Origin of the sequence: Parafrigoribacterium soli (genome assembly GCF_040227235.1) — a bacterium.
Classification (GTDB): domain Bacteria; phylum Actinomycetota; class Actinomycetes; order Actinomycetales; family Microbacteriaceae; genus Parafrigoribacterium_A; species Parafrigoribacterium_A soli.
The window spans coordinates 82,564-106,854 of record NZ_JBELNZ010000001.1 but is presented as its reverse complement, the minus strand read 5'-3'; the positions used below and the strand labels follow the sequence as shown (position 1 = coordinate 106,854).

Here is a 24,291-nt window from a genome sequence, read left to right as displayed (position 1 = left end):
GCCCCGTGGGGGAGCGGACCGGCGGGCGCCAGTGTGTTTAGCGGGTCAGCAGATTCTGAGTCGAATACCCAGCGGCAGGCTGCAGTTCCGGACGCGCCGGTTCAAGACGATTGGTCCAGGCAGTTCCATTCCACCAGCGAAGCATCGGGCTGCCTGCGGGGTCGGGGTACCAGCCAAAGGGGGCTACGACGACCGGCTGCGGTTCGCGGGCGACCCTGAGGTCGTTCGCGAAGGCCGCATCGGCATCGAATTCCGTCTCGGGGGCGATTTCGGTGACAAATGAACGGTTTGCTTCGGGGGCGAAAGCAATGGACATGTTTATCCTGCAGGTGCCCTGCCGCTGGGCATTCGGGTGCGACATTGGCCTACCGCGGAGGCCGCTTCGGGTGCGGTGTCCTCAGAATAGAGGACAAACCAGGCGGTCTGCTGTCCCCAATTGGGGGGTAGTTAGTGTTCGCTCTGCGAACGTGGAGGGGATGACGGGAATCGAACCCGCGTGATCAGTTTGGAAGACTGAGGCTCTACCATTGAGCTACATCCCCGCAGCAATGCCCTGCGGCCGCTTGCGCGGTAGTCAGCCTAATACAGAAGCGGCGGATGCTCGGGCGATACCGCCAACTCAGCTAGACTTGCCGAGGCCGATTTTCGGGCGCGGCTGACACCCGTTCCCGAACCCCCATGTATCGGCAGTTCGACGGAATCCCGGGGCGTAGCTCAGCTTGGTAGAGCGCTCGGTTTGGGACCGAGAGGCCGCAGGTTCGAATCCTGTCGCCCCGACAGAACAGCAGTGCACAGGACAACCGCGGTGCACGACGAGCACGGCACGACAACAAACAGGAGAAGCACAACGTGAAGACCACCGTCGAGAAGCTCAGCCCCACCCGCGTGAAACTGAGCATCGCGGTCACGCCGGAGGAATTGAAGCCCAGCGTCGATCACGCCTACAGCCACATCGCGGAGTCCATCACCATTCCGGGCTTCCGCAAGGGCAAGGTTCCCGCGCCCATCATCGACCAGCGCGTCGGCCGTGAAGAGGTGCTGAACCACGCGGTCAGCGATGGGCTCGACAAGTTCTACCGCCAGGCGGTCGACGAGCAGAAGCTCCGTCCGCTCGGTCGCCCGGAGGCCGACATCGTTGGCCTGCCGAACGTGAAGGACTTCAGCGGAGACCTCGAGGTCACCGTCGAGGTCGACGTTCGCCCCGAGTTCACCGTGCCGAAGCTCGATGGCCTCAAGCTCACCGTCGACGCTGTCGAGGTGACGGATGACGAGGTCGAGACCGAGCTGCAGAACCTGCGCAGCCGCTTCGGCACCCTCATCACCGTGGACCGCCCCGCGAAGACGGGCGACTTCGCCCAGCTCGACCTCGTGGCCGAGATCGCGGGCGAAGAGGTCGACACCGCGAACGCCATCTCCTACGAGATCGGCTCAGGCGAACTCATCGAGGGTATCGACGAGGCGCTCGACTCGCTCACCGCGGGCGAGACGACGACGTTTGAATCCGCTCTGCTCGGTGGCGACCACGAGGGCGAGAAGGCCCAGATCACCGTGAAGCTCACGGCGGTCAAGGAGCGCGAGCTTCCCGCGGCCGATGACGAGTTCGCCCAGATCGCGAGCCAGTTCGACACGATCGACGAACTGAAGGCCGATGTGCGCGAGCAGCTCGGCAAGTCCAAGGTCTTCCAGCAGGGCACCCAGGCGCGCGACCAGGTCGTGGACAAGCTGCTTGAATCCCTCGACATCCCGGTTCCGGAGCAGCTCGTGCTCGACGAGGTGCACCGTCACCTTGAGAACGAGAACCGCCTCGAAGACGATGTGCACCGCGCCGAGGTCACCGAGTCGAGCGAGAAGACATTCCGCAGCCAGATTCTGCTCGACGTCATCGCCGAGCAGGAGGAGATCAAGGTGAGCCAGGACGAGCTCACCCAGTACCTCGTGCAGGGCGCAGCCCAGTACAACATGGAGCCCGGCGAGTTCATCAAGGTGCTCGACCAGAACGGTCAGATCCCCGGCATGATCGGCGAGATCGCCCGCGGCAAGGCGCTCGCCGTCGTGCTCAGCAAGGCGAAGGTCGTCGACAGCAAGGGTAAGGATGTCGACCTGTCGTCCTTCACGGCCGGTGTGCTCGAAGACGACGAGAACTTCGTCGAGGCCGACGCGGGCGACCACGAGGGCCACGACCACGACCACGAGGGTCACAGCCACTAGACATTCGAAACTGGGTCAATTCGTGCGATCCGGGCCGAAACGTTGGCCCATACCGCACGGATTGGCCCTTTTTCTCTGTGCGGACGGCACCGCGACGTCATGGACCCTGCGCGGGGCCTACCGTTGAAGCATGAGCGCGCGTCCCGATAAGCATGACCCCATCACCCTCCGACCGCTGACGCAGGCGGTGCACGCCGGCAATGTGATCGACCCGGGCAGCGGCGCCGTGCGCACCCCGCTCATCCTCGCGAATTCGTACGCGCTGCCCGAGGACCCGAGCTCGATCAGCTGGTCCTCGTCCGAGCACACGATCTACACGCGCAACGGCGGAACGAACCAGAAGCACCTGCAGCAGAAGCTCGCGCTGCTCGACGGTGGCGAGGACGCGGTCGCCCTCGCGAGCGGAGTCGCGGCACTGCACGCGGTCTTCTTCACACTGCTGAAGAGCGGCGACCACGTCGTCATCGCCGACCAGACCTACGAGGCGAGCTTTCGCCTATTCAATGAACTCCTTCCGGAGCGCTACGGAATCGAAGCCACCTTCGTCGACACCTCCGACCTCGACTCGGTTCGCGCGGCCATCCGCCCGAACACCGTGCTCGTGCACACCGAGGTGATCGCGAACCCCACGACGAGACTCGCGGATGTCGCCGCCCTCGCCGAGATCGCCCACGCGGCCGGCGTGCTCCTCAGCATCGACTCGACCTTCACGCCGCCGCCGATCAGCCGGCCGCTCGACGATGGCGCCGACCTCGTCATCCACTCGCTCACCAAGTACATCAACGGCCACGGCGACGCGATGGGTGGTTCGGTCATCGGCTCGGCCGAGCTGATTGGCAGGATCAAGGCGGATGCCATGGTCGACGTCGGGGGAGTGATCAGCCCGTTCAATGCCTGGCTCATCATGCGGGGCTCCGTGACGCTGCCGCTGCGGCTGCGCCAGCACGTGGAGAGTGCCCAGCGCGTGGCCGAGTTTCTCGAGGCCGACCCGCGGGTGGCGTACCTCTACTACCCGGGTGTCGCATCGCATCCGCAGCACGAACTCGCCCAGCGCATCCTGCCGCACGGCGCCGGCGGCATGATGGCCTTCGCCGTCGAGGGCGACTCGGATGTGCAGAATCGCTTCGTCTCGAACCTCAGGGTGATCACGTCCGCGGTTTCGCTCGGCCACGACGAGTCGCTCATCGTGCACGTGGGTACGAGCGGGCCGCGCGTCGCCTACTACCCCGACGGTTTTCGAACGCTCGGCCACCTGCGCTTCTCGGTGGGACTCGAGGACCCGGACGACCTCATCGCGGACCTTGGCGCGGCCCTCGACGCCACCTTCGCCTAGCTAATCTGCCGAGGGCGAACACGCCCGAACGGGCTCAGTCGCTCCGATAGATTCGAACCAAGCGATAACTGAAACGGAGCGCGACAATGGCCCAACCGGCATTGGTCAGCAGTATCTTTGACCAACTCCTCAAGGACCGCATCATCTGGCTTGGCTCAGAGGTGCGGGACGACAACGCCAACGAGATCTGCGCGAAGATCCTTCTGCTCGCAGCGGAGGACCCGAAGCGTGACATCTTCCTGTACATCAACTCGCCCGGCGGCTCGATCACCGCGGGCATGGCGATCTACGACACGATGAAGTTCGTGCCGAACGACATCGTCACGGTGGGTATCGGCCTTGCGGCGTCGATGGGGCAGTTCCTGCTCTCGTCCGGCACCAAGGGCAAGCGCTACATCACCCCGAACGCGCGAGTGCTGCTGCACCAGCCGTCCGGCGGTTTCGGCGGAACCGCGGCCGACATCCAGACCCAGGCCAAGGTCATCCTCGACATGAAGCAGCGGATGGCCGAGCTGACGGCAGAGCAGACCGGCAAGTCGGTCGAGCAGATCCTCCTCGACGCGGACCGCGACAACTGGTTCAACGCCCGTGAGGCGCTCGACTACGGCTTCGTGGACCACCTGCGCGAGTTCGCCTCCGACGTGGTCGGCGGCGGCGGCACCGACGACAACATCTCTGAAGCCGACGCGGCGAAGAAGTAGGGACTTGACCATGGAATTCACCGGATTCAATCGCCCCGCAGGCGGCCTGGCCCCCGCGGCTGAGGCCCGTTACATCCTGCCGACATTCGAGGAGCGCACGGCCTACGGCTACAAGCGCCAGGACCCGTACGCGAAGCTGTTCGAGGATCGCATCATCTTCCTCGGCGTGCAGATCGACGACGCCTCGGCCGACGACGTGATGGCCCAGCTCCTCGTGCTCGAGAGCCAGGACCCAGACCGCGACATCGTCATGTACATCAACTCGCCCGGTGGCTCGTTCACCGCGATGACGGCGATCTACGACACGATGCAGTACGTGCGGCCGCAGATCCAGACCGTCGTGCTCGGTCAGGCCGCCTCGGCCGCGGCGGTCATTCTCGCCGCTGGCACGCCCGGCAAGCGACTCGCACTGCCGAACGCCCGCATCCTGATCCACCAGCCCGCAGCGGGTTCTGAGGGCTCGAGCCAGGCCTCGGACATCGCGATCCAGGCCCAGGAGATCCAGCGGATGCGCCTGTGGCTCGAGGAGACGCTCTCGCGTCACTCGAACCGCACGCCCGAGCAGGTCAACAAGGACATCGATCGCGACAACATCCTGAGCGGCGAGCAAGCGCTCGAGTACGGCCTGGTCGACCAGGTGCTGACGAGCCGCAAGAACCTGCCGGCGATCACCAAGTAACGACCACGCCGGGTTCACCAAAGCGAGCCCGCGTATCGAGGCCCCCACGAGGTAACTCGCAGGTGGGTCTCGATACGCGGGCTCGTTCGTCGCGCGCTACTCGGCCGGCGTCTGTTATTCCGGCTTCTTTCTGCCGGTCAGCAGCAGTGTCGCGCCGACCGCGAGCCCGACCGCGAGCACGGCGCCGCCTATCCACAGCACGGCGCTCGTTCGCTCGCTGTCCGCCGCCGCGCGCGACTCGGGAGCCGTCGTGCTCTGGTCCGTGGCATTCGGCTTGAGAGTGCCGTGGCAGTCCGGCGGGGTCTTCGAACCTTTGCTGATCGGGGCATCCGCTGACGACGGCTGCCAGGTGAAGTCGAATTCGCCGAACGCCGTGTGACTGTCGGTCGAAATGACCTGCCAGATCACGGTGTACTTCCCCGGCTTCCCGAGCGCGGCCTGCGTCGAGATGCCCGGGCCGTCGACCGTGACACAGCCGTCCCCGTAGTACAGGCCGTTCGCATCCTTCACCTGCAGGCCGAAGCCGTGCCCCTGGCGGAGGTTGAGCAGCACATCATTCGTGATGACCGAGAACCTCGCCGGCAGCACCGTGAGCGTCTCGCCGGCTTTCGGCGTCGACTGCACGAGCTGGTTGTGGGCCTGGGCGGGACTGCTCACGACGAGCACGGCGCCGCATGCCACGAGCAGCGCTATGCACGCCGCGAGCAGGCGATTCACCGGGTGCCTCCGCGACGGAGGGCGACGACGCCGAGCACGAGGCCGATCGCACCGAGCACGAGGCCTCCGATGCCGAGGCCCCGGGCCACGACGTCGCTGCCGGATGCTGCGCTGGCGGGTGTGGGAACCTCGGTGGCGCTCACGCTGGGCGAGGTCGCGGCACCGTGTGCGGTGGGCGCCTCATCGTTGACGTAGAGCACAGGAGCCGGATGCTCGGCCTTCTCGGTCGTGCCGGACCAGCTGACCGTGCTGCCGTCGCTGTAGCCCTGCAGGGTCTTCAGCGTGACCTTGCCCGTGTCGGGAACGGCAACCGACACCGGGAACAGCTGCAGCTGTCCCGCCGTGATCTCGTGCCCGGGCTGTGCGGTCCAGATGATCTTCGTCACCGCCCGCTTGAGTTCGTTGCCGCCGACCTTGACGGGTTTCGGCAGGGTCTCTGTGACGAGGTCGGCTGTCCACCCGGCCACCGGAACGTAGCTGACACTCAAGAATGGCGTGTCGCTCGGGATGTCCACCTCGATCCTGTTGGTCGCCGCCGTCTCCGATTCATTCGGCACCTTGAACGTGATGAGGGCATAGGAGCCCGGCGCGGCGGCGCCCGGTGTGATCGTGACGTGAGCACTCGCGGAGAGCGGCACGGCGACGGCGAGGATGCTGCCCGCCGCGACAGCGAGCGTTGCGAAGAGTTTCTTCTTCATTGCGTGATGGTCCTTAGATTCGTTGCTGAGTTTGTGGTTGGTGCGCGGTGAAGCCGCGTCGGGATGGCCGCGCAAAGGCGACGTGAAGGGACTCCGATCGTGGCGACCGGAGACGGCTCGCTGAACGGTGCTAAACCGCTGCGAGTGCGAGAACGGCTCGCGACGGCGGCCCGCGATGATCCGAGGAGGTGTGCAGGAGAACGAGGTCACGCAGCGGCAGTACCCGTTCGACCGGCGCGATCGGGTGCGGCGTGCTCGTCGCGCGCGCGAGAGCAAGCATCGAGAACAGGGAGCGCATCGACAGTCGGGCGAACCGGAGCCGCGCGAGCCTCAGCAGCCCCCAGAACGCCGACTCGCCTCGCCGCAGCGCCGCGATGGTCACCGCCGCCGCGGCGAGGTGAGCGAACCACATGCCAGCATCGGCGGGGACGACGGGCGAAAGCGGAGTGAAGGCGAACACGTCGCCGTGCACGTGCCCAGCATGCGCGAACCCACTGGGCGCTGCGGTCCAGAGGCTGAACACGCTGTGGAACAGGAATTGGCTGAGGACGACAGAGGCACTCAGCTTGGGCAGCGAGAGCCGCTTGCCCGACAGCGCCACGCACACGAAGGACGAGATGACGAAGCAGGATACGAGTGCGAACAGGGTCGGTGTCAGGCCGCCGGAGGCGATGTGGCAGAACGCGGCAACGAAGAGCGAGAGCCCCGCAGCGACCAGGCCGCGGGCAACGCGTGCCCAGCGTGTGGCCATCGCTGCTCCCTGCTGTACCGAAACGATCCTGCGTGAGTAGTCTATGTCGCGGCAAACACCCGCGCCGAAAGACCATTCGGGGCGCGGACGGAACCGGTTTGGTGCTCGCCATCGATTGCGGCACGCCGCGTAGCATTTGCGTACGATGCGCGTTCGCGTCGCTGGCTCGGGTTAGGCTCGTAAAAGAGCACAGCGGAGTCCGAGAGCGCCGCACAGTTTTATGATCCGCGACGATGGGGATCCCGACCAGGAGGAGGCCGAGCATGGCCCGTATAGGCGAGAGCGCCGATCTACTCAAATGCTCCTTCTGCGGCAAGAGCCAGAAGCAGGTACAGCAACTCATCGCCGGTCCAGGCGTGTACATCTGCGATGAGTGCGTAGAGCTCTGCAATGAGATCATCGAGGAGCGACTGGCAGAGGCCGGCGAAGAGACCTCGAGCGAATTCGAGCTCCCGAAGCCCAAGGAGATCTACAGCTTCCTCGAGGAGTACGTAATCGGGCAGGAGGCGGCCAAGAAGGCGCTGTCTGTCGCGGTGTACAACCACTACAAGCGCATCCGGGCACGCAACACCATCGGTGCGGCGGATGCCGTGATCGACGATGTCGAGATCGCCAAGTCCAACATCCTGCTCATCGGTCCGACCGGCTGCGGCAAGACCTACCTCGCCCAGACCCTCGCCAAGCGGCTCAATGTGCCCTTCGCGGTCGCGGATGCCACGGCCCTGACCGAGGCGGGCTACGTCGGCGAAGACGTCGAGAACATCCTGCTGAAGCTCATCCAGGCCGCCGACTACGACGTCAAGCGTGCCGAGACCGGCATCATCTACATCGACGAGATCGACAAGATCGCCCGCAAGGCCGAGAACCCCTCGATCACGCGAGACGTCTCCGGCGAGGGTGTGCAGCAGGCACTGCTGAAGATCCTCGAGGGCACGGTCGCCTCGGTTCCGCCGCAGGGCGGGCGCAAGCATCCGCATCAGGAGTTCATCCAGGTCGACACGACGAACGTGCTGTTCATCGTCGCCGGCGCCTTTGCGGGGCTTGAGGAGATCATCTCGAATCGCGCGGGCAAGAAGGGTATCGGCTTCGGCGCCCCGCTGCACAGCAAGGGCGACGACGTGAACCTCTTCGGAGAGGTGCTCCCGGAAGACCTGCACAAGTTCGGGCTCATCCCGGAGTTCATCGGTCGTCTCCCCGTGGTCACCACCGTGACCCCGCTCGACCAGATCGCGCTCATGGAGATCCTCACCAAGCCGAAGAACGCGCTCGTGCGCCAGTACCAGCGCATGTTCGAGATCGACAACGTCGAACTCGAGTTCGAGCAGGATGCGCTCGAGGCCATCGCCGACCTCGCCGTGCTGCGCCAGACCGGCGCGCGCGGCCTGCGCGCGATCATGGAGGAGGTGCTCGGCCCAATTATGTTCGAGGTGCCGTCCACCGAGGATGTCGCCCGCGTGATCGTCACGAAGCAGGCGGTCATCGAGAACGCGGCACCCACGATCGTGCCTCGTCGCCCCGTGCGCCACGAGAAGTCCGCCTAGACCGCAGCGCGCTCACTAGCCGAAAGTTCCAGCACATCTTTCAGCCCATCACCGCGGGCGTCGTCGCCGCGATCTCCGGCTTTGCCACCTCGTTCGCGCTCGTCATCGCGGGTCTGCAGGCCGTGGGTGCCTCGCAGCTGCAGGCGTCATCCGGACTACTCGTGCTGTGCCTTACCGTGGGCATCGCCTCGATCGTGCTCGCCTGGCGTTACCGAATGCCGATCTCCTTCGCCTGGTCGACGCCGGGTGCCGCGCTGCTCGTGGCGGCCGGCCAGAATCACGCGAACTTTGCCGCAGCCGTGGGTGCGTTCCTCGTCTGCGCGCTGCTCATCGTGCTGTGCGGTCTCTGGCCCGCACTCGGGCGAGCGATCACGCGCATTCCCAAGCCGATCGCCAGCGCGATGCTCGCGGGCATCCTGCTCCCGATCTGCATCGCCCCGGTAACCGCGTCGATCCAGTACCCCCTGCTCGGCCTCCCGATCGTGGTCACCTGGTTCGTACTGTACCGAGTGGCGCCGCGGTGGGCGGTACCCGGCGCGATGCTGGTCGCCACGGTCGTCATCATTGTCTCGGCGGGAACCGGATGGCTGCAGAGCGCGGTGATCGCACCGCAGCTCAGCTTCGTGGCTCCGGTGTTCGATCCACTCGTGATCGTGAGCCTCGGACTCCCGCTGTTCATCGTGACGATGGCGGGCCAGAACGTGCCCGGTTTCGTCGTGATGTCCACCTACGGCTACGAGACGCCGCCTGCCCCGCCGCTCGTCGCCTCCGGGGTGCTCTCGGCGGCCGGTGCGCTGTTCGGCGGTCACGTGATCAACCTGGCCGCCATCACCGCGGCGATCATGGCGAGCCCCGAGGCCTCGCCCGACAAATCAAAGCGCTGGATAGCCACAGTGACGGCCGGCATCCTGTACCTGGCGCTCGGCCTCGGCGCCGGTGTCGCCACCGCACTCGTCGCGGCATCACCGCCGATCCTCATCGTGGCCGTCGCCGGGCTCGCGGTTCTCGGCGCCCTCATCACCTCGATCACGACGGCGCTCGAAGACGCGAGGCACCGCGTCACAGCGATCGCGACCTTCCTGGTGACCGCGTCGGAGATCACGATCGTCGGCATCGGTTCGGCCTTCTGGGGACTCCTCGTGGGGGCCGCCTTCATGCTGTGGCTCGGCGGGCGCCGCGAAGCGCACCCCGTGCGCACACCGGCTAGCTGAGCCCCCGGCGCTTCAACAGCGGCTCGATCACCGCGTCCCGGCCGCGGAAGTCGCGGTAGGCCTCGAGTGGGTCCTTCGAACCGCCGACGCCGAGCAGCAGCGTTCTGAACCGATCGCCGTTCTCGCGGGTGAGCCCGCCGTTCTCCTTGAACCACTCGACCGTGTCGGCATCCAGCACCTCGCTCCAGATGTAGGAGTAGTAGCCCGCGTCGTATCCGCCGGAGAAGGTGTGCGCGAAGTAGCCACTCGAATAGCGCGGCGGGATGGCGGGATTGTCGAGACCGGCCGCGGCGAGTGCCTGCGCCTCGAAGGCACCGACGTCGGTGATCTGCTCATCGGCCGTGATGCGGTGCCAGGCCTGGTCGAGCAGGGCCGCACCGAGGTACTCGCTCGTGGCGAATCCCTCGTTGAACGCGGATGAGGCCCGCAGCTTCTCGACGACGGCCTCGGGCAGCGGCTCACCGGTCTCGAAGTGCACGGCGTAATTCGACAGCACCTCGGGCCACAGCATCCACATCTCGTTGACCTGGCTGGGGAACTCGACGAAATCGCGGTGCACGCTGGTGCCGGCGAATCGCGGGTAACGCACCCGGGCGAAGAGGCCGTGCAGCGCGTGCCCGAACTCGTGGAAGAGGGTGTTCACCTCGTCGTAGCTCAGCAGCGTGGGGTCGCCCGCCGCGGGCTTCGGCACGTTGAGGTTGTTCACGACGACCACGGGGGAGTCGAGCAGCTCACTCTGCGAGACGAGCGGGTTCATCCACGCTCCGCCGCGCTTGGAATCGCGGGTGTAGAGGTCGAGCACGTAGAGGCCGACGGGGGAGCCATCCTCGTTGCTCACCTCGAACACGCGAGCATCCGGATGATAGGCGACGAGGTCGGTGCGCTCGGTGAAGGTGATGCCGTAGAGCCGCTCGGCGGCGAAGAAGACCCCGTTCCGCAACACGCGCTCGGCCTCGAAATAAGGCCGAAGTTCGCTCGTGTCGACGTCGTACTTCGCGAGCCGCACCTTCTCGGTGAGAAAGGCCCAGTCCGAGGACGTGATGTTCTCCGGTGCGCCGGGGACCTCCCGCAGTTCCTGCTGTTCCGCCCGGGCATTCCTGGCGGCGATCGGAGCGAGGCTCTCGAGCATCGAGGCGACGGCCTCCGGCGTGCCGGCCGTCTCATCACTCGTCACGTACTCGGCGTGGCTTGCGAAGCCGAGCAGGCGCGCGCGTTCGGCTCGCAGCTGGGTGATCTCCAGCACGAGTTCCCGATTGTCGTGTGCGCCTCCGCGAGCACCGCGCGAGCGCGAAGCCGCCATGATGCGCTCTCGCAGCTCACGATTGCTGAGTGTGGCGAGATACGGATGCCCGGTCGGCAGCACGAGGCCGATCAGGTACTTTCCGTCGAGGCCTCGTTGCCGCGCCGCCTCGGCCGCGGCGGAGAGCTCGCCAGCGCCCAGCCCGTCGAGCTCGCGGACGTCCTCGACGACCACGGCCAGCTCGTTCGTGTCTGCCAGGAGGTTCTTCTCGAACCGGGTGGTGAGTGTCGACAGCCGCTGGTTGTACTCGCGCAGCCTCGCCTTATCGTCCTCGCCGAGCGCCGCGCCGGCATGGGTGAACTCGGTGAAGCACCGTTCGACGAGGTAGCGAGCCTGAGCATCCAGCCCGCCTCTCGCTTGGTGCACCGCGCGGATGCGGGCGTACAGCTTCGCGTCGAGCAGGATGGCGTCGGCGTGCGCCGCGAGCACGGGCGCGAATTCCTCCTCGAATTGCTCGCTGAACTCGCTGCTGTCGGCAGAGCTTCGATTGAAGAAGACGGTGGTCACCCGATCGAGTAGCTGGCCGGAGCGCTCAAGCGGCAGGAGCGTGTTCTCGAGGGTCGGCTCGGCATCCTGCGCGGTGATCGCCGCTATCTCGTTCAACTGCTCGGCTATGCCGCGTTCGAAGGCGGGTCGGTAGTGCTCGTCACGAATCGACGCGAAGGGCGGCAGTTCGTAGGGGAGCGTGCTGCGCTCGAAGAAGGGGTTGGCGTCGGCCGGTTCGAGCGGCATCACGGAAGGCACTCCCCAAGCCTAGGACTGTGTTTCGCACCCGGCGGTCATGGGACCGGCGAAACATGCGATCCGATGTCGCCGGGCCATGCCATAATCTCCCTAGGCCAGCGCCGCATCCCGCCCACCCAGCGGATGGAGCACCTGGCCGCGCGTCCATCGCCGCTACCCCTCCGGCGATATCCAGCCTTTCGTTGACCAGCGAGAGCGTGACCACCGAGACTTCGCGAGCGGTCGTTCGCGTACCCAGCCGGCCCCGGTGAGGCAGCTACCCGAAATGCACGAATAAACGCACACGGCGTCCTAGCGCCACCTCCTGTGCAAGGCTATTCACTCTTCGGGCCGCCCTCATCGGGGCTGCTCTCCTCCGACCACGCCGTGACCGTCGCCGCGCCTGTGACCGGGTCGAGGCGGATGACGGTACCGTCGTCGAGTTCGACCACGGGCCGGCCCTCCAGCCAGGTGAGTGTCCACCGCCACTCTGCGCTGCCGGGGACGGCGTCGCGCAACTCGGACTCGACCGCGCGCACCGCGTCCAGCACCGCATCCGGAAGACGAGGCGGTGCCTCGGTGCCTACGCGCCATCTGGTGCCCAACTGCATGCGCTGCTCCTGTTCGGGATAGGGGGTGGTTGTGGCTCGATAGCGCGAACCGATTACGGCGAGACGGGAGTACCGTTCGCGTCGAGGTCGGCTTCCCAGAGAATCTGCAGTCCGAGGGCCTGATACGCGGCCACGGCCGCGCTGCTCGGGTAGCCGCAGGGATCGACTGGCGCGTACACCGGATGCGTCGCGCCGTCTGACCGCGTGATCCAGATCAGTAGCGGGTCCCTGGCGACACGGACGCACGGATCCTTGGTGACCTTGGCGTCCGCCGCGCTATACGCCGACAACAGGGCGTCGGCGCCGAAGTTGACCAGACTTGCGCTCTCGGTCGTGCCGTTCGCTGAAGGCACCGAGGTGCAGACCAAGATCTTCGTGACGTCGCTGGCCTTGCCGTCGAAGTGCACGGCGGGCTCATCTGGGCAATACGCGAGGATGTCCGGGTCAGTGAGCAAAGGCAGTGGCCGGGTGCGCGTCGGTTGCGCCTGCTTCGCGGGCGGCGGCGCGCTCGGCGTGGCCGATGCCGTTGGCGTCGGACTCGAGCTCGGTGCGGCCTTCGGCGGCGCAGACGTGCCGCACGCGACCAGCGCGAGGCTGATCACAGCAATCGTCACGAGCGCGAGCGGCTTGCGCATTTATTCCACCTGTTCCTCGAACACCACATCGGAGACCGCGATCTCTGCGCCCTCGACGAGCGTGAGCTCGGTGATTTTGCCCACGGCCTTGAGATCGTCCACCGCCCGTTCTATCAGCGTCAGCTGGGCGGCCGGCGCGTGCAGCGTGGCCGAGATCACGGGGGTCTTCTGCGACGCCTTGGCATCCGTTTTGGCGCGACGGATCCCGATCAGGGCGGCGCTCACGGCGGGCAGCAGGCCGGCGGCCGCGGCCTCGCTCGGCGCATCCGGCCACGCGGCCTGGTGCACCGAACCCGAGTGGGTCCACGACCACACCTCTTCTGTGGCGAACGGCAGGAACGGCGCGAAGAGCCTCAGCATCACGTCCACGGCGGTGCGCAGCGTGTGAGTCGCCGAGCCCTGGCCCTCTGGCGTGTCAGCGCCGTACGCGCGCTCTTTCACGAGTTCCAGGTAGTCGTCGCAGAAGGTCCAGAAGAACTGTTCGGTCGCCTCGAGGGCCCTGGCGTGGTCGTATTCCTCGAACGCCTTCGTCGCGGTGCGCACGACGGCGCCGAGCTCGGCGAGCAGGTCGGCGTCGAGTGGATGCCCTTCGAGGAGCTCAGGGACCGTGGCGGGCCCTTCGACGGTTTCAGGGAAGGAGTACACGAACTTTGCGGCGTTGAGGATCTTGATCGCGAGGCGTCGCCCGATCTTGATCTGCGTCGGGTTCTGCGGATCGAAGGCGGCGTCGGTTCCGAGTCTCGACGACGCGGCCCAGTAGCGCACCGCATCCGAACCGTGCTGCTCGAGCATGGCTGCCGGGGTGACGACGTTGCCCTTCGACTTCGACATCTTCTTGCGGTCGGGGTCGACGATGAAGCCGCTGATGCCCGCGTTCTTCCACGGGATGGTGTCGCTCTCGAGTTGCGCGCGCAGCATCGTCGAGAACAGCCAGGTGCGGATGATGTCCTGCCCCTGTGAGCGCAGCGAGTATGGGAACACGAGCGAGAACAGCTCGGGGTCGCTTTCCCAGCCGCCCGCGATCTGCGGGGTGAGGCTCGAGGTGGCCCAGGTGTCCATGATGTCCACCTCGCCCTCGAAGCCGCCGGGCACTCCACGCTGGCTCTCGTCGTACCCTGGGGCTGCATCCGACGACGGATCGACGGGCAGCGCGTCCTCGCCCGGCACGATGACGGCGCCACGCTCGCCGTTCGCGTCGAGCTCGTACCACACCGGCAGCGGCACGCCGAAGAAGCGCTGGCGCGAAACGAGCCAGTCGCCGGTGAGACCGCCGACCCAGTTGTCGTAGCGCACGCGCATGAACTCCGGCGTGAAGTTCACCTCGCGGCCGCGTTCGATCATGGTCGCGCGCAGCTTCTCGTCGCGCGCACCGTTCGCGATGTACCACTGCAGCGTCGAGACGATCTCGAGCGGCTTGTCGCCCTTCTCGAAGAACTTCACCGGGTGCGTGATGGGCTTCGGGTCGCCGATGAGCTCGCCGCTGCCGCGCAGCAGCTCGACGACGGCCTGCTTGGCCGAGAACACGGTCTTGCCGGCGAGTTCCGCGTAGGCCGCGGTCGGACCATCGCCCGTGATCGCCTCCGGTGCCTCCGCGATGATGCGACCGTCGCGGCCGATGATGCTGCGGGTGGGGAGGTCGAGTTCGCGCCACCAGATCACGTCGGTCACGTCACCGAAGGTGCAGATCATCGCGATGCCGGAACCCTTGTCCTTCTGCGCGAGGTGATGCGCGAGCACGGGCACTTCGACGTCGAAGAGCGGCGTGCGCACGGTCGTACCGAAGAGGTGCTGGTAGCGCTCGTCATCCGGATGCGCGACAAGCGCCACGCAGGCCGGCAGCAGTTCCGGCCGCGTGGTCTCGATGTGCACATCCGACTTCGGCCCGTGGAACGCAACCCGGTGGTATGCGCCCGGCATCTCCTTGTCTTCGAGCTCGGCCTGCGCCACGGCGGTGCGGAACGTCACGTCCCACAGCGTCGGCGCATCCGCCTGATAGGCCTCGCCGCGGGCGAGGTTGCGCAGGAACGCGCGCTGTGCAGCTGTCTGCGCCTCGGCCCCGATGGTGCGATAGCTCTGGGTCCAGTCGACGGAGAGGCCGAGCATCCGCCAGACGTCTTCGAACTGCTTCTCGTCTTCTGCTGTGAGCCTTTCGCACAGCTCGATGAAGTTGCGGCGGGAGATGGGCACCTGGTCGGCGGCCTTGCTGCTCGCGTTCGAGCCGCCCTCGAGCGGGGGAGTGTAGCCCTCGACGTAGGGCAGGCTCGGGTCGCAGCGCACCCCGTAGTAGTTCTGCACCCGACGCTCGGTGGGCAGGCCGTTGTCGTCCCAGCCCATCGGATAGAAGATGTCTCGCCCGCGCATCCGCTGATACCTGGCGATGAGGTCCATGTGGGTGTAGCTGAAGACGTGGCCGATGTGCAGCGAGCCGGATGCGGTCGGTGGTGGGGTGTCGATGGAGTAGACATTCTCGCGCGTGGCCGAGTCACGATCGAAACGGTAGGTGCCGTCGGTCTCCCAGATGTCGCCCCACTTGGCTTCGAGCCCCTCGAGGGCCGGCTTGTCGGGCATGGGGGCTGGCGTGGCTGACGGCACGGTGTTCTCCGGTTCGATATGTGCGGCACCGTGTCGGTGAAGAGGTGCCTGAGTGTGGGGTTGTGGTCTCCATGCTAGCCGAGCGCCCGCGCACGAGAGGGTGGTGGGTGCGAGCATTGATCCTCAGGTCAGTCTCGGTGCCGCGGCGATGAGCTCGCGGGTGTAATCGTGCCGGGGAGCCGAGAACACGTCCTCCGTCGGCCCCGACTCGACCACTCGGCCGTGCCGCATCACGAGCACGGAGTCGCTCATGTGCCGCACCACACCGAGGTCGTGACTGATGAAGAGGTAGCTGAGGCCGCGGGCGCGCTGAATCTCGTCGAGCAGGTCGAGCACCTGGGCTTGCACGAGCACGTCGAGACTCGAGACGGGTTCATCGCAGACCAGGATGTCCGGCCACGGTGCGATGGCTCGTGCGATCGCGACGCGCTGCTGCTGGCCTCCCGAGAGCAGTCTGGGGCGGCGGCGGGCAAGCTCGGGAGCGAGTCCGACCTGCTCGAGAAGCTCGTTGACCTCGGCGCCCGCTCGCCGCGTGCGGCCGCCGCTCAGGGCATCCGCGAGGATCTGTCCAACGGTGAAGCGTGGGTCGAAGGAGCTGAGCGCGTCCTGGTAGATGGCGCCGATGCGCCTTCTGCCCGCGCGACGCTCGCGCTCGGAGAGCGATGACCATGGAGCACCCAGGACCTCGACGTCACCCGAGTCGGGGCGCGCCAGCGCGAGGCAGAGTCTGGCAAGGGTGGTCTTGCCCGAGCCGGACTCGCCCACGATGCCGAGCGTCGTCCCGCGACGCAGGCTAAGGCTCACGTCGTGCACAGCCTGTCTGGGACCGAAGCGCAGGCTGACACCGCGGGCAACCAGTACAGCCTCAGTTGTCGGAGGCTCTGGCGCGGGAGCCGGCGTCAGGTCACCGGATCCGAGCAGGCTGCCTCGCGGACGACTCGCGGGAACCGCGGCGATGAGGCTGCGGGTATACGGATGCTGTGGTGAGGAGAGTACATTCTCGGTCGTCCCGGCCTCCACGATCGAGCCGCCCTGCATGACCGCGATGCGGGAGGCGATCCTGCTCACGACGGCGAGATCGTGGCTGATCAACAGGATGGCGGCACCCTGCGCCCTCAGCCGTTCCAGCAGTTCGAGGATGCGCGCCTGCACCGTCGTGTCGAGGGCGGTCGTCGGTTCGTCGGCGATCAGCAGCCGAGGCCTCATGGCGATGGCGGACGCGATCACCGCTCGCTGCCGCATCCCGCCGGAGAGCTCGTCCGGGCGCTGACCGTATCGCAGTTCGGGCTCGGGCAATCCCGCCTCGGCGAGCAGTTCGATCGCGCGGTCGGCGCGCTGCGCAGCGGTCATCGACGTGTGCAGCCGCAGCGCGTCAGCGACCTCGCGTCCGATCGGCCGCAGCGGGTCGAGCGCGACCAGGGCGCCCTGCGAGACGAGGCCGATCTCCCGGCCGCGCAGGGAGCGCAGCCGCTGCGGCGAGGCATCCAGGATGGCCGTGTCGTCGAAGCGCATCGTGGTAGCCCGCACGCGCGATCCCTCGCCCGCGAGGCCGAGGAGGGCGCGCGCCGTGACGCTCTTGCCCGAACCGGATTCGCCGACGATGGCGAGGCATTCGCCGGCCTCGAGCGAGAAGGAGACGCCGGACACCACCGTGCGGGCGCCGAACGCGATCGAGAGATCCTCGACCTCCAGGAGCGGGTTCACGACGACCTCACCCTCTGTTGCAGGCTTCGCCCGAGGATCGTTGTCGCGGCAGCGCTCAGCACGATGAACACTCCGGGGAAGAAGGTCATCCACCAGAACGACGTGATGTAGGTGCGCCCAGCGGACAGCATGGCACCCCACTCCGCCGTGGGCGGCACGGCACCAAGGCCGAGATAACTGAGCGACGACGCCCAGACGATCGACTGGCCGATGCCGAGGGTCACCAACACGAACAGCGCACCGGCCACGTTCGGCAGGAGGTGATGGACCACGCGGTAGCTGCGGCTCCTGCCCAGCACCACGGCGGCCTCGATATATGGCGCGTTCTTCACGACGAGCACCTGGCTGCGGATGATGCGTGCATAGCCCGGTGCTGTCGCGAGCCCGACGGCGATCGTGGAGGTCACGGCACCGGGCCCGTAGATGACGATGACCAGGAGGGCGAGGAGGAGGCCGGGAAACGCGAACAGCACCTCGATGAACCGGGTGGTTCCGAAGTCGAGCCAGCGTGGCCCGAGTCCCGCGAGTAGGCCGAGCACGAGCGCGAGTCCGACGCCGATGGCGGTGGCCGACAGGCCGATGAGCAGCGATGGACCGGTGCCGTGGATGACGCGGGTGAAGATGTCGCGGCCGGACTCGTCCGTGCCGAAGAGGTGCGACAGTGACGGCGGCAGGAAGCCCGCGGTCGGGTGCACCGCGAGCGGGTCGGCCGGGGCGAGGACGGCGGGTGCGAGAGCCGCGACGGCGAGGACCGCGAGTATGACGACCGCGACGATCTCGGCCGGGCGCGACCGGGTCATCCGTGACTCCTGCGCCGGGGATCGACGAGACGATCGGCAAGGTCGGTGAGCGTCGTCATGAGAATGTAGCCGGCCGCGACGACGAGCACGATGCCCACGACGAGGGGAACGTCGCGGAGTTGCACCGCGGAAAGCAGGCTGCGGCCGAGCCCGGCTCTCGCGAAGATCGTCTCGACGATGACTGCCCCGCTGATGAGGGAGCCGAACGCCCAGCCCGCGAGCCCGATGGCGGGGAGCGCCGCGTGTCGCAGCACGTGTCGCCAGAACACTCCACTCTCGGTCTCTCCGCGTGCGCGTGCGGCCAGCACGAACGGTGAGGCGAGAGCGTCAAGCATGGAGTCCCGCATCACCTGGGCGAGGAAGCCGGCGAGCGGAACCCCGAGCGTGACGACGGGGAGCACATAGCCGAGGGCGCCGGGGACGCTCACCGGAGGAAGCCATGCGAGCGTCGTGCTGAACAGCAGGATGAGCGAAATGGCGAGCCAGAAGTGGGGGACGGCCGCTGCGACGATCTCGAGCAGCGAGCCGATCCACGCTGCAAGCCTCCCCGCGCGCATGGACCACGCGGCGAGCCCGAGCGCGATGAGTGCCCCGAGCAGGAGGGAGAACAGCGCGAGCAGAAGGGTCCCGCCGATGTTCTCCCCGATCACGGAGACGACCGACTTGTGCAGCGAATATGACTGGCCGAGGTCGCCCGTGGCGAGCCTGCCGATGTAGACGAGGTACTGGATGATGAGTGGCTGGTCGAGTCCGTAGTCAGCGCGTGCCTGCGCCAGCGCCTGCGCGCTGGCCTGCGAGCCGGGTCCGCCGAGGATCGCCTCCGCGGGGTCGCCCGGGATCAGGCGGATCGCAAAGAACGTGACGGTGGCCACCGCCCACAGAACGAAGACGACACCGCCGAGCCTCGCCACGAGCCAGGGCAGCCAGCGGCCCGGATGTCGGACCGCTGGCGGTGCCGCATCGATCAGTGGCGCAACCACGCGTCGTAGAGCACGGGGGTGGACACCGACGGCAGCGCCCGGAAGCCCTCCACCTTTTCAGCCAGCAGGTAGTGGTTCTGCTGGTCGTAGAGCGGCAGGATGTAGTAGCCCTCGAGCACGATCTTCTGTGCCTTCTTGTACAGCTCCGCGCGCTGCGCCTGGTCCGAGGACTCGCTCGCCTCGACGAGGAGCGCGTCGAGCGCCGGGTCCTTGATCTGGGCGTGGTTCGCGAAGTACCCGCTCGGGGCGGGAACCGTGCCATCGGAGTCGAACAGGATGCGCAGCACATCCGGGCCGACCTTGGTGTACGGGGCGCTCACGAGGTTGTAGTTGTTCTTGCCCAGTGCTCCGTACCAGCTGGCCAGGTCGAGGGGGTGCAGGTCCACCTTGAACCCGACCTTCTTGGTGCTCGCCTGCAACTGCTCGAAGAGCGACTGCTCGGCAGGGATCGACTGATTGGTGCTGACCGGGAAGCTCAGCTCGAGCACCTTGCCGTCCTTCACGCGGTAGCCGTCCGCGTTCTTCTGGCTCCATCCGGCCTGGTCGAGCAGCTGTGCCGCCGCCTTCTGGTCGTAGTCGAACAGCGACGGTTCCGAGTATCCGGCCTTTTCGACGCTCGACAGCGCGGAATAGGAGCGCTTCGCCGTTCCGAAGAACAGACTTGTGATGCCGTCGTTGACGTCGGCGGCGCGGATGAAGGCTTCGCGCACGAGCTTGTCATTGAAGGGCGCGATGCTCGAGTTCAGTTCGAGACGGTTGGATGCGCCGGGCCTCGGCGCGTTGACGTGCTTGAGGGTCTTCGTCTTCTCGGCGGCGACGATGGTGTCTGGCTGTGCGTTGTCGATCACGTCGACGGTGCCGGCCTGCAGGGCGGCATAGCGGGAGGCCGAGTCGGGAAGGAAGCGCCAGTCGATCGACGTGAGGTATGCCGCACCCTTGTGTGCGGCATCCGCGGGTGGCGAGGTGTAGTCGTCGTTGCGCACCAGGGTGATCGACTGCTGCCGATCCCACTTCTTCACCATGAACGGACCGGTGCCGACGGGGGATTCGCAGTTCACCTCCTGGCTGCGCTTGAGTGCGGTGGGCGACTCGATGGCGAGCCACGGCTGCGAGAGCGAGTCCAGCAGCGCGCTGTCAGGCTTGCTGAGGGTGATGCGTGCGGTCAGCGTGTCGACGGGCGTCACGTTGGTGACCTTGGCCAGCGCGAGATAGCCGGTGGATGAGGCGGTCTTCGGATTCTGCAGGTGCGCGATGTTCGCGGCCACGGCTTCCGAGGTCAGGGGCGTTCCATCGGTGAACTTCACACCCTTGCGGAGCGTGAAGTCCCAGCTCAGGCCGTCCGATGCCTCTTTCCAGCTACTGGCAAGCCACGGAACGATGTCGCCCTTGGCGTTCTTCGACACGAGCGACTCGAGATACTGGGTCGCGACGAGCGCCTGCGGGTAGTTGCCGCCGACGTGTGGGTCCAGGCAGGTGGGTTCCGCGTCACCGCTGGCGTAGACGAGCGTTCCGCCCGAGCGGGGCGTTGCGCTCGTGTCCGCGGGGGCCGTCGTGCTGCACCCCGCAACGAGAATGGCAATGGAGGCGATACCGACAAGGGTGGGGATGATGCGTTTCACGGTCAGCTTTCTTCTATTATTGGTCCGAGTACATTATTGCCCAGAAACGAGGTGAAGGTCGCCATGAGACACGAATCGGTCGGTCGTCCGCGCTCGTCGTCCCGCGACACCCTCGAAGACGCGGCACTCGAGCTCTTTCTCGAACGCGGCTACGCGGCCACGACGATCGAGCAGATCACGCAGCGCGCGGGCGTGAGCCGCAACACTTTTTTCAACTACTTCGAGGCCAAGAGCGACCTGCTCTGGCTCGAGGTGGATGCCGGAATCGATCGCCTTCGGGACGAACTCGACGCGGTTCCGCCCGGTGAGCCGCCCCTGCCCGCACTGCGTGAGGTCATCATCAGGGTGGCCGCAGAGGTGGGTGCGGACCGTGTGCCACTCGCCCTCACCCAGGGCGAGGTCATGGGCAGCCAGGGGGAGGCGGTGGGGTCCGGTCTGGCCAGGTTCGCCAGGCGAGCGGATGTGCTGGCCGGCTTCCTCGCTCCGCGCCTCGGCGCCGCGCGAGGCGAACTGATCATCGTCGCGAGTTCGAACGCGCTCGCGGGAGCCATCTCCGCCGCGTGGCAGAGCTGGGCACGGGATGGGATCTCGCGCAGGCCGCTCGCGGACTACGTCGCGGAGGCATTCGACCTCGTCGTCAGCGGCGTGGCTGCTGCGGTGGAGTCCGTTCCCCGACGATCGACATCCCGCGCGCGGTAAAACCCCTGCGGTTGGTGCGCAGGGAGTCGGTGACCCTCTGCATGGTGTGACGGATGTGAGCGAGCGCGAGTTCCGTGGCCGTGCCGGTGTCCCGCGCGATCAGGGCTCGCAGGATGTCCTCGTGCTCGTTGCCCGCCTCTTCGCCGCCGGAGGTGACGCGCACCTCGAGCCATCGGGTGCGCGCGAGCCTCGTCATGATGCCCTCGACCGCGCTCAGGAGAAAGTGGTTGCCACTCAGCTTCGCCAGCTCGACGTGGAAGTCGGGTCCAATCCGAGTGTCGTCCGGCGCTTCGCTCGCCTTAGGCTCGCGAAGCTGGGCCTCGAGCGCGCGCAGTTCCGCATCCGTCGCTCGCTCGAGCGCGAGGCGCACGACCGCGCTCTCGATCGTCTCGCGAAACTCCGCGAGAGCCTCGAGCTCATCGAGATCGATCGGGGAGACGATCCAACCGCGACCCAAGCGCTGCGCGAGGCCCTCGCCTTCTAGCTTGGCCAGTGCAGCGCGCACCGGCGTGCGCGAGGCGTTGAACTCCGCCTCCAGCCCTCGCTCGGTGAGGCGCTGCCCGGGTGCGAGGTCGAGATTGAGGATCGCCAGACGCAGGCTCTCGTAGAGCAGTGTGGTCTGGGAGGCGTCCGGCACAGCCCAAGGATACGGGAGTCGGCCGCCAAGCTTCGTAGACTGCCAGTGGCGATGCGAACACCCGCGCGTCGCAGCGGAGGTGGACTGAACGGTGGTGAAGCGCACGACGTCCGTTAACCCGGCGACCGTGCGTGCGACGGTGGGCATCGTTCGCCTCGTCGGTGCGGGGGTGTGCGTCGCCGCCCTGATCGCGCGATTCATCTGGGGTCTTGGTTCCGTCACTTTCACGGCCTCGAACTTCTTCGCGTACCTCACCATCCAGAGCAATCTCGCCTTCGCCGTGGTCACGATCACGGCCGGTATCGTCGCACTCCGCCGTGCGCGAGAGCCCGCGTGGATCACGACCGCGCGCGCCACCGTGCTCAGCTGCACGGTCTCCGCCGGTGCGGTGTTCGCACTTCTCATCGAGCAGGCGGGCGTGCGGGGACTGCCGCTCGACGTGCCGTGGTCCGACCAGGTGCTGCATTTCTGGCTCCCCGCGCTCGCCCTGCTGGAGTGGGTGAGTTCTCCAGGCCGCGGCAGGGCACCGTGGAGAACCGTCTACTTCGTCACCGGCTTCACGGCGATCTGGGGGCTCGTCACGCTCATCCGGGGCTCCTTCGTCGGCTGGTACCCCTACTTCTTCCTCGACCCAGCGCAGGTGGGCAGTGTCGGCGAGTTTCTCCTGCTCGGCGGCATCGCCCTCGCATCCTTCGCCGCGATCTCATCGCTTGTCGTGATGCTGGCACGACCGCGGCCTCTGCTGGAGCGACTGTCGAGTCAGTGAGCGGTCGCGTCAGTCGCCTGCGAAGGGTCGGAGCGCAAGCATCGCGCTGGCCTTGAGCTGATCGTCGCTGAGCTTTGCCACGCGCAGCGCGGCGTCACCGCCGACGAGCCCGACGAGCACGGGTTCCGAGGTGGCGGGCTCAAGATTGATCCAGGTCGTGATGTCGTCGTCCGTGCCGACGAGGTTCCAGACCGCCGCGTCGCTCGTCCAGAACTTCTTGTCGAAGCGCAACCACACCGCATCGACGGTGCCGACCCCGAGTGCCGCGATCGCCGTTCGATGGGTGAGCGGCAGCAGCGGTGAGAACTTGATGCTCGATTTCTTGAGCACGCCGAGCGGTACAGTCACGACGACACGGTCGACCCGCAGGGACTCGCCCGTGCCGAGCCTCAGGCTCACGCCCGACTCGGTGTAGCTGATCTCGGCCACCACCGTGGAGAGGTAGGTCTTGACGTCTTTCAGCGCGTCCTTGACGAGAAGCTCGTAGCCGCCGGTCACCACCTGGGAGCTCGCGGCCTGATCGCTCGCAGCCTGCTCCGCTCCGTACCAGCTCGACAGCTGCGCCGCAGTGGCTCCGGATGTCGTCGCCAGCGACTCGAGATACTGCTCGAGCATCGCCTGGCCGTCAAAGCCCTTCGGCGCGGCGCCCTCCGCGGTCTTGGCCGCCCCCGACTGGTCGAGCGCGTCCGCGACCGAGACATCCTGGGGTTGCTGGGTCGCCCAGTCGACGCTGGCCTTCAGAGCGGTGGCGCCTGCAGGGTAACTCTTGGCCTGGGCGGTGGGGGAGACGAAGGTCCTCGACTTGATCGACTCCGTCGCGATCGCGAGCTCGCTCAGCTTGGACAGCAGTTCGTCATCGGACGATCCCACGCGCCAGGCTCCGAGTTCAACGGGAACCGGCCAGCCGTTTGTGTCCTCGGCCTTCGGGGCCGCCGTCTGGATGCGTCCGCCCACTCGCTTGCGAGCTTCGACGACGATCACCTCGAAGTCATCCTGGGCGAGTGCTCGTGCGGCCTCGGCGCCCGCGATCCCTGCCCCGATCACCGCGATGCGCTCGCCACGCTTCGCCACGATCGACAGGTCGCTCGCCGCGCGGGATCCGGAGTGCAGCGCTCCGAGCACGGTTCCGGGGGCGTCGCTCGAGGTCGCCTCGCCGGCAAAGAAGACGCGATCAAGGATGGGCTGGCGCAGGGAATCGCGATGCTCCGGCGTCGCCCCCACCTTCATGTAGCTGTGCGAGCCGAGCGAGTACGGGTCCTTAGACCAGGAACTCCGGGCGAAACCCACGGGTGCGGGAAGCCCGAGGGGGGTTCTGGTCACCGTCGGAGTCGGGGAGGGGGTCGGCTTCTCGTCGACGCAGGCCGACAGCACCAGGAGGGACAAGCC

At 66.9% G+C, this 24,291-nt stretch carries 22 protein-coding genes and 2 tRNA genes; 9 read left to right on the top strand and 15 right to left on the bottom strand.

Annotated features, from left to right (window positions below):
* Positions 1 to 37: 37 nt before the first annotated feature.
* Positions 38 to 316: a DUF2510 domain-containing protein gene (locus tag ABUA37_RS00515; protein WP_349897145.1), complete on the bottom strand. Its 279-nt coding sequence runs from the start codon at positions 314 to 316 to the stop codon at positions 38 to 40.
* A 152-nt stretch (positions 317 to 468) separates the two neighbouring features.
* Positions 469 to 542, bottom strand: a tRNA-Gly gene (locus ABUA37_RS00510).
* Between the two features lie 161 nt (positions 543 to 703).
* On the opposite strand from ABUA37_RS00510, the gene ABUA37_RS00505 reads away from it, so the two are divergent.
* The 5 genes from ABUA37_RS00505 to ABUA37_RS00485 all read left to right on the top strand — a co-directional run bounded on the left by ABUA37_RS00505 (position 704) and on the right by ABUA37_RS00485 (position 4,921).
* Positions 704 to 777: transfer RNA gene (locus ABUA37_RS00505), tRNA-Pro, on the top strand.
* Between the two features lie 72 nt (positions 778 to 849).
* Complete coding sequence (gene tig, locus ABUA37_RS00500; protein ID WP_349897144.1) at positions 850 to 2,208, top strand: trigger factor; 1,359 nt, start codon at positions 850 to 852, stop codon at positions 2,206 to 2,208.
* A 130-nt stretch (positions 2,209 to 2,338) separates the two neighbouring features.
* Positions 2,339 to 3,541 (top strand): trans-sulfuration enzyme family protein, encoded by a 1,203-nt coding sequence (locus ABUA37_RS00495; protein ID WP_349897143.1) that lies wholly within the window; start codon positions 2,339 to 2,341, stop codon positions 3,539 to 3,541.
* Positions 3,542 to 3,627: 86 nt separating this feature from the next.
* On the top strand, positions 3,628 to 4,242 hold the full coding sequence (locus ABUA37_RS00490) for an ATP-dependent Clp protease proteolytic subunit (protein WP_349897142.1): 615 nt from the start codon (positions 3,628 to 3,630) through the stop codon (positions 4,240 to 4,242).
* 10 nt (positions 4,243 to 4,252) lie between these two features.
* Complete coding sequence (locus tag ABUA37_RS00485; RefSeq protein WP_349897141.1) at positions 4,253 to 4,921, top strand: ATP-dependent Clp protease proteolytic subunit; 669 nt, start codon at positions 4,253 to 4,255, stop codon at positions 4,919 to 4,921.
* Positions 4,922 to 5,035: 114 nt separating this feature from the next.
* On the opposite strand, the gene ABUA37_RS00480 is transcribed toward ABUA37_RS00485, so the two are convergent.
* The 3 genes from ABUA37_RS00480 to ABUA37_RS00470 form a co-directional block, all read right to left on the bottom strand.
* Positions 5,036 to 5,638, bottom strand: coding sequence for a copper resistance CopC family protein (locus tag ABUA37_RS00480; protein WP_349897140.1), 603 nt, complete (start codon positions 5,636 to 5,638; stop codon positions 5,036 to 5,038).
* Positions 5,635 to 6,336, bottom strand: coding sequence for a YcnI family copper-binding membrane protein (locus ABUA37_RS00475; RefSeq protein ID WP_349897139.1), 702 nt, complete (start codon positions 6,334 to 6,336; stop codon positions 5,635 to 5,637). The genes ABUA37_RS00480 and ABUA37_RS00475 overlap by 4 nt, the downstream gene beginning before the upstream one ends.
* Before the next feature lie 130 nt (positions 6,337 to 6,466).
* A complete protein-coding gene (locus ABUA37_RS00470) occupies positions 6,467 to 7,087 on the bottom strand; it encodes a hypothetical protein (protein ID WP_349897138.1) in 621 nt (206 codons plus the stop codon).
* A gap of 263 nt (positions 7,088 to 7,350) precedes the next feature.
* On the opposite strand from ABUA37_RS00470, the gene clpX reads away from it, so the two are divergent.
* The gene (gene clpX / locus ABUA37_RS00465) at positions 7,351 to 8,628 is read left to right on the top strand and encodes an ATP-dependent Clp protease ATP-binding subunit ClpX (protein WP_349897137.1); all 1,278 of its coding nucleotides are present in this window, start codon (positions 7,351 to 7,353) and stop codon (positions 8,626 to 8,628) included.
* Between the two features lie 35 nt (positions 8,629 to 8,663).
* Complete coding sequence (locus tag ABUA37_RS00460) at positions 8,664 to 9,839, top strand: benzoate/H(+) symporter BenE family transporter (RefSeq protein ID WP_349897866.1); 1,176 nt, start codon at positions 8,664 to 8,666, stop codon at positions 9,837 to 9,839.
* On the opposite strand, the gene ABUA37_RS00455 is transcribed toward ABUA37_RS00460, so the two are convergent.
* The 8 genes from ABUA37_RS00455 to ABUA37_RS00420 form a co-directional block, all read right to left on the bottom strand.
* Positions 9,832 to 11,871 (bottom strand): M3 family metallopeptidase, encoded by a 2,040-nt coding sequence (locus tag ABUA37_RS00455; RefSeq protein ID WP_349897865.1) that lies wholly within the window; start codon positions 11,869 to 11,871, stop codon positions 9,832 to 9,834. The genes ABUA37_RS00460 and ABUA37_RS00455 overlap by 8 nt on opposite strands.
* A 326-nt stretch (positions 11,872 to 12,197) precedes the next feature.
* Positions 12,198 to 12,473, bottom strand: coding sequence for a hypothetical protein (locus ABUA37_RS00450; RefSeq protein ID WP_349897136.1), 276 nt, complete (start codon positions 12,471 to 12,473; stop codon positions 12,198 to 12,200).
* Between the two features lie 53 nt (positions 12,474 to 12,526).
* Positions 12,527 to 13,108 (bottom strand): hypothetical protein, encoded by a 582-nt coding sequence (locus tag ABUA37_RS00445; RefSeq protein ID WP_349897135.1) that lies wholly within the window; start codon positions 13,106 to 13,108, stop codon positions 12,527 to 12,529.
* A complete protein-coding gene (valS, locus tag ABUA37_RS00440; RefSeq protein ID WP_349897134.1) occupies positions 13,109 to 15,676 on the bottom strand; it encodes a valine--tRNA ligase in 2,568 nt (855 codons plus the stop codon).
* A gap of 147 nt (positions 15,677 to 15,823) precedes the next feature.
* Positions 15,824 to 17,404 (bottom strand): ABC transporter ATP-binding protein, encoded by a 1,581-nt coding sequence (locus tag ABUA37_RS00435; RefSeq protein ID WP_349897133.1) that lies wholly within the window; start codon positions 17,402 to 17,404, stop codon positions 15,824 to 15,826.
* Positions 17,401 to 18,204, bottom strand: a complete 804-nt coding sequence (locus ABUA37_RS00430) for an ABC transporter permease (protein WP_349897132.1) — start codon at positions 18,202 to 18,204, stop codon at positions 17,401 to 17,403. Before ABUA37_RS00430 ends, ABUA37_RS00435 begins: the two co-directional genes overlap by 4 nt.
* Positions 18,201 to 19,184 (bottom strand): ABC transporter permease, encoded by a 984-nt coding sequence (locus ABUA37_RS00425; RefSeq protein WP_407075326.1) that lies wholly within the window; start codon positions 19,182 to 19,184, stop codon positions 18,201 to 18,203. The genes ABUA37_RS00430 and ABUA37_RS00425 overlap by 4 nt, the downstream gene beginning before the upstream one ends.
* Entirely contained in the window at positions 19,169 to 20,809 is a 1,641-nt protein-coding gene (locus ABUA37_RS00420) for an ABC transporter substrate-binding protein (RefSeq protein WP_407075336.1), read from the bottom strand. The genes ABUA37_RS00425 and ABUA37_RS00420 overlap by 16 nt, the downstream gene beginning before the upstream one ends.
* A 57-nt stretch (positions 20,810 to 20,866) precedes the next feature.
* On the opposite strand from ABUA37_RS00420, the gene ABUA37_RS00415 reads away from it, so the two are divergent.
* Positions 20,867 to 21,502: a TetR/AcrR family transcriptional regulator gene (locus ABUA37_RS00415; protein ID WP_349897130.1), complete on the top strand. Its 636-nt coding sequence runs from the start codon at positions 20,867 to 20,869 to the stop codon at positions 21,500 to 21,502.
* Here ABUA37_RS00415 and ABUA37_RS00410 read toward each other — a convergent pair.
* Positions 21,441 to 22,139, bottom strand: coding sequence for a GntR family transcriptional regulator (locus tag ABUA37_RS00410; protein ID WP_349897129.1), 699 nt, complete (start codon positions 22,137 to 22,139; stop codon positions 21,441 to 21,443). The genes ABUA37_RS00415 and ABUA37_RS00410 overlap by 62 nt on opposite strands.
* Before the next feature lie 91 nt (positions 22,140 to 22,230).
* On the opposite strand from ABUA37_RS00410, the gene ABUA37_RS00405 reads away from it, so the two are divergent.
* On the top strand, positions 22,231 to 22,905 hold the full coding sequence (locus ABUA37_RS00405) for a Pr6Pr family membrane protein (RefSeq protein WP_349897128.1): 675 nt from the start codon (positions 22,231 to 22,233) through the stop codon (positions 22,903 to 22,905).
* A 9-nt stretch (positions 22,906 to 22,914) separates the two neighbouring features.
* Here the strand turns inward: ABUA37_RS00405 and ABUA37_RS00400 are convergent, their stop codons facing one another.
* A complete protein-coding gene (locus tag ABUA37_RS00400; RefSeq protein ID WP_349897127.1) occupies positions 22,915 to 24,225 on the bottom strand; it encodes a flavin monoamine oxidase family protein in 1,311 nt (436 codons plus the stop codon).
* Positions 24,226 to 24,291 lie beyond the last annotated feature (66 nt).

Excerpts from the sequence above, each read along its gene's own strand:
- ABUA37_RS00490 (WP_349897142.1), top strand. The coding sequence starts at position 3,628 with ATGGCCCAACCGGCATTGGTCAGCAGTATCTTTGACCAACTCCTCAAG.
- valS (WP_349897134.1), bottom strand. The coding sequence starts at position 15,676 with ATGCCCGACAAGCCGGCCCTCGAGGGGCTCGAAGCCAAGTGGGGCGAC.
- clpX (WP_349897137.1), top strand. The coding sequence starts at position 7,351 with ATGGCCCGTATAGGCGAGAGCGCCGATCTACTCAAATGCTCCTTCTGC.
- ABUA37_RS00485 (WP_349897141.1), top strand. The coding sequence starts at position 4,253 with ATGGAATTCACCGGATTCAATCGCCCCGCAGGCGGCCTGGCCCCCGCG.
- ABUA37_RS00455 (WP_349897865.1), bottom strand. The coding sequence starts at position 11,871 with ATGCCGCTCGAACCGGCCGACGCCAACCCCTTCTTCGAGCGCAGCACG.
- ABUA37_RS00450 (WP_349897136.1), bottom strand. The coding sequence starts at position 12,473 with ATGCAGTTGGGCACCAGATGGCGCGTAGGCACCGAGGCACCGCCTCGT.
- ABUA37_RS00475 (WP_349897139.1), bottom strand. The coding sequence starts at position 6,336 with ATGAAGAAGAAACTCTTCGCAACGCTCGCTGTCGCGGCGGGCAGCATC.
- ABUA37_RS00415 (WP_349897130.1), top strand. The coding sequence starts at position 20,867 with ATGAGACACGAATCGGTCGGTCGTCCGCGCTCGTCGTCCCGCGACACC.
- ABUA37_RS00495 (WP_349897143.1), top strand. The coding sequence starts at position 2,339 with ATGAGCGCGCGTCCCGATAAGCATGACCCCATCACCCTCCGACCGCTG.
- ABUA37_RS00445 (WP_349897135.1), bottom strand. The coding sequence starts at position 13,108 with ATGCGCAAGCCGCTCGCGCTCGTGACGATTGCTGTGATCAGCCTCGCG.
- ABUA37_RS00470 (WP_349897138.1), bottom strand. The coding sequence starts at position 7,087 with ATGGCCACACGCTGGGCACGCGTTGCCCGCGGCCTGGTCGCTGCGGGG.
- ABUA37_RS00515 (WP_349897145.1), bottom strand. The coding sequence starts at position 316 with ATGTCCATTGCTTTCGCCCCCGAAGCAAACCGTTCATTTGTCACCGAA.
- ABUA37_RS00430 (WP_349897132.1), bottom strand. The coding sequence starts at position 18,204 with ATGACCCGGTCGCGCCCGGCCGAGATCGTCGCGGTCGTCATACTCGCG.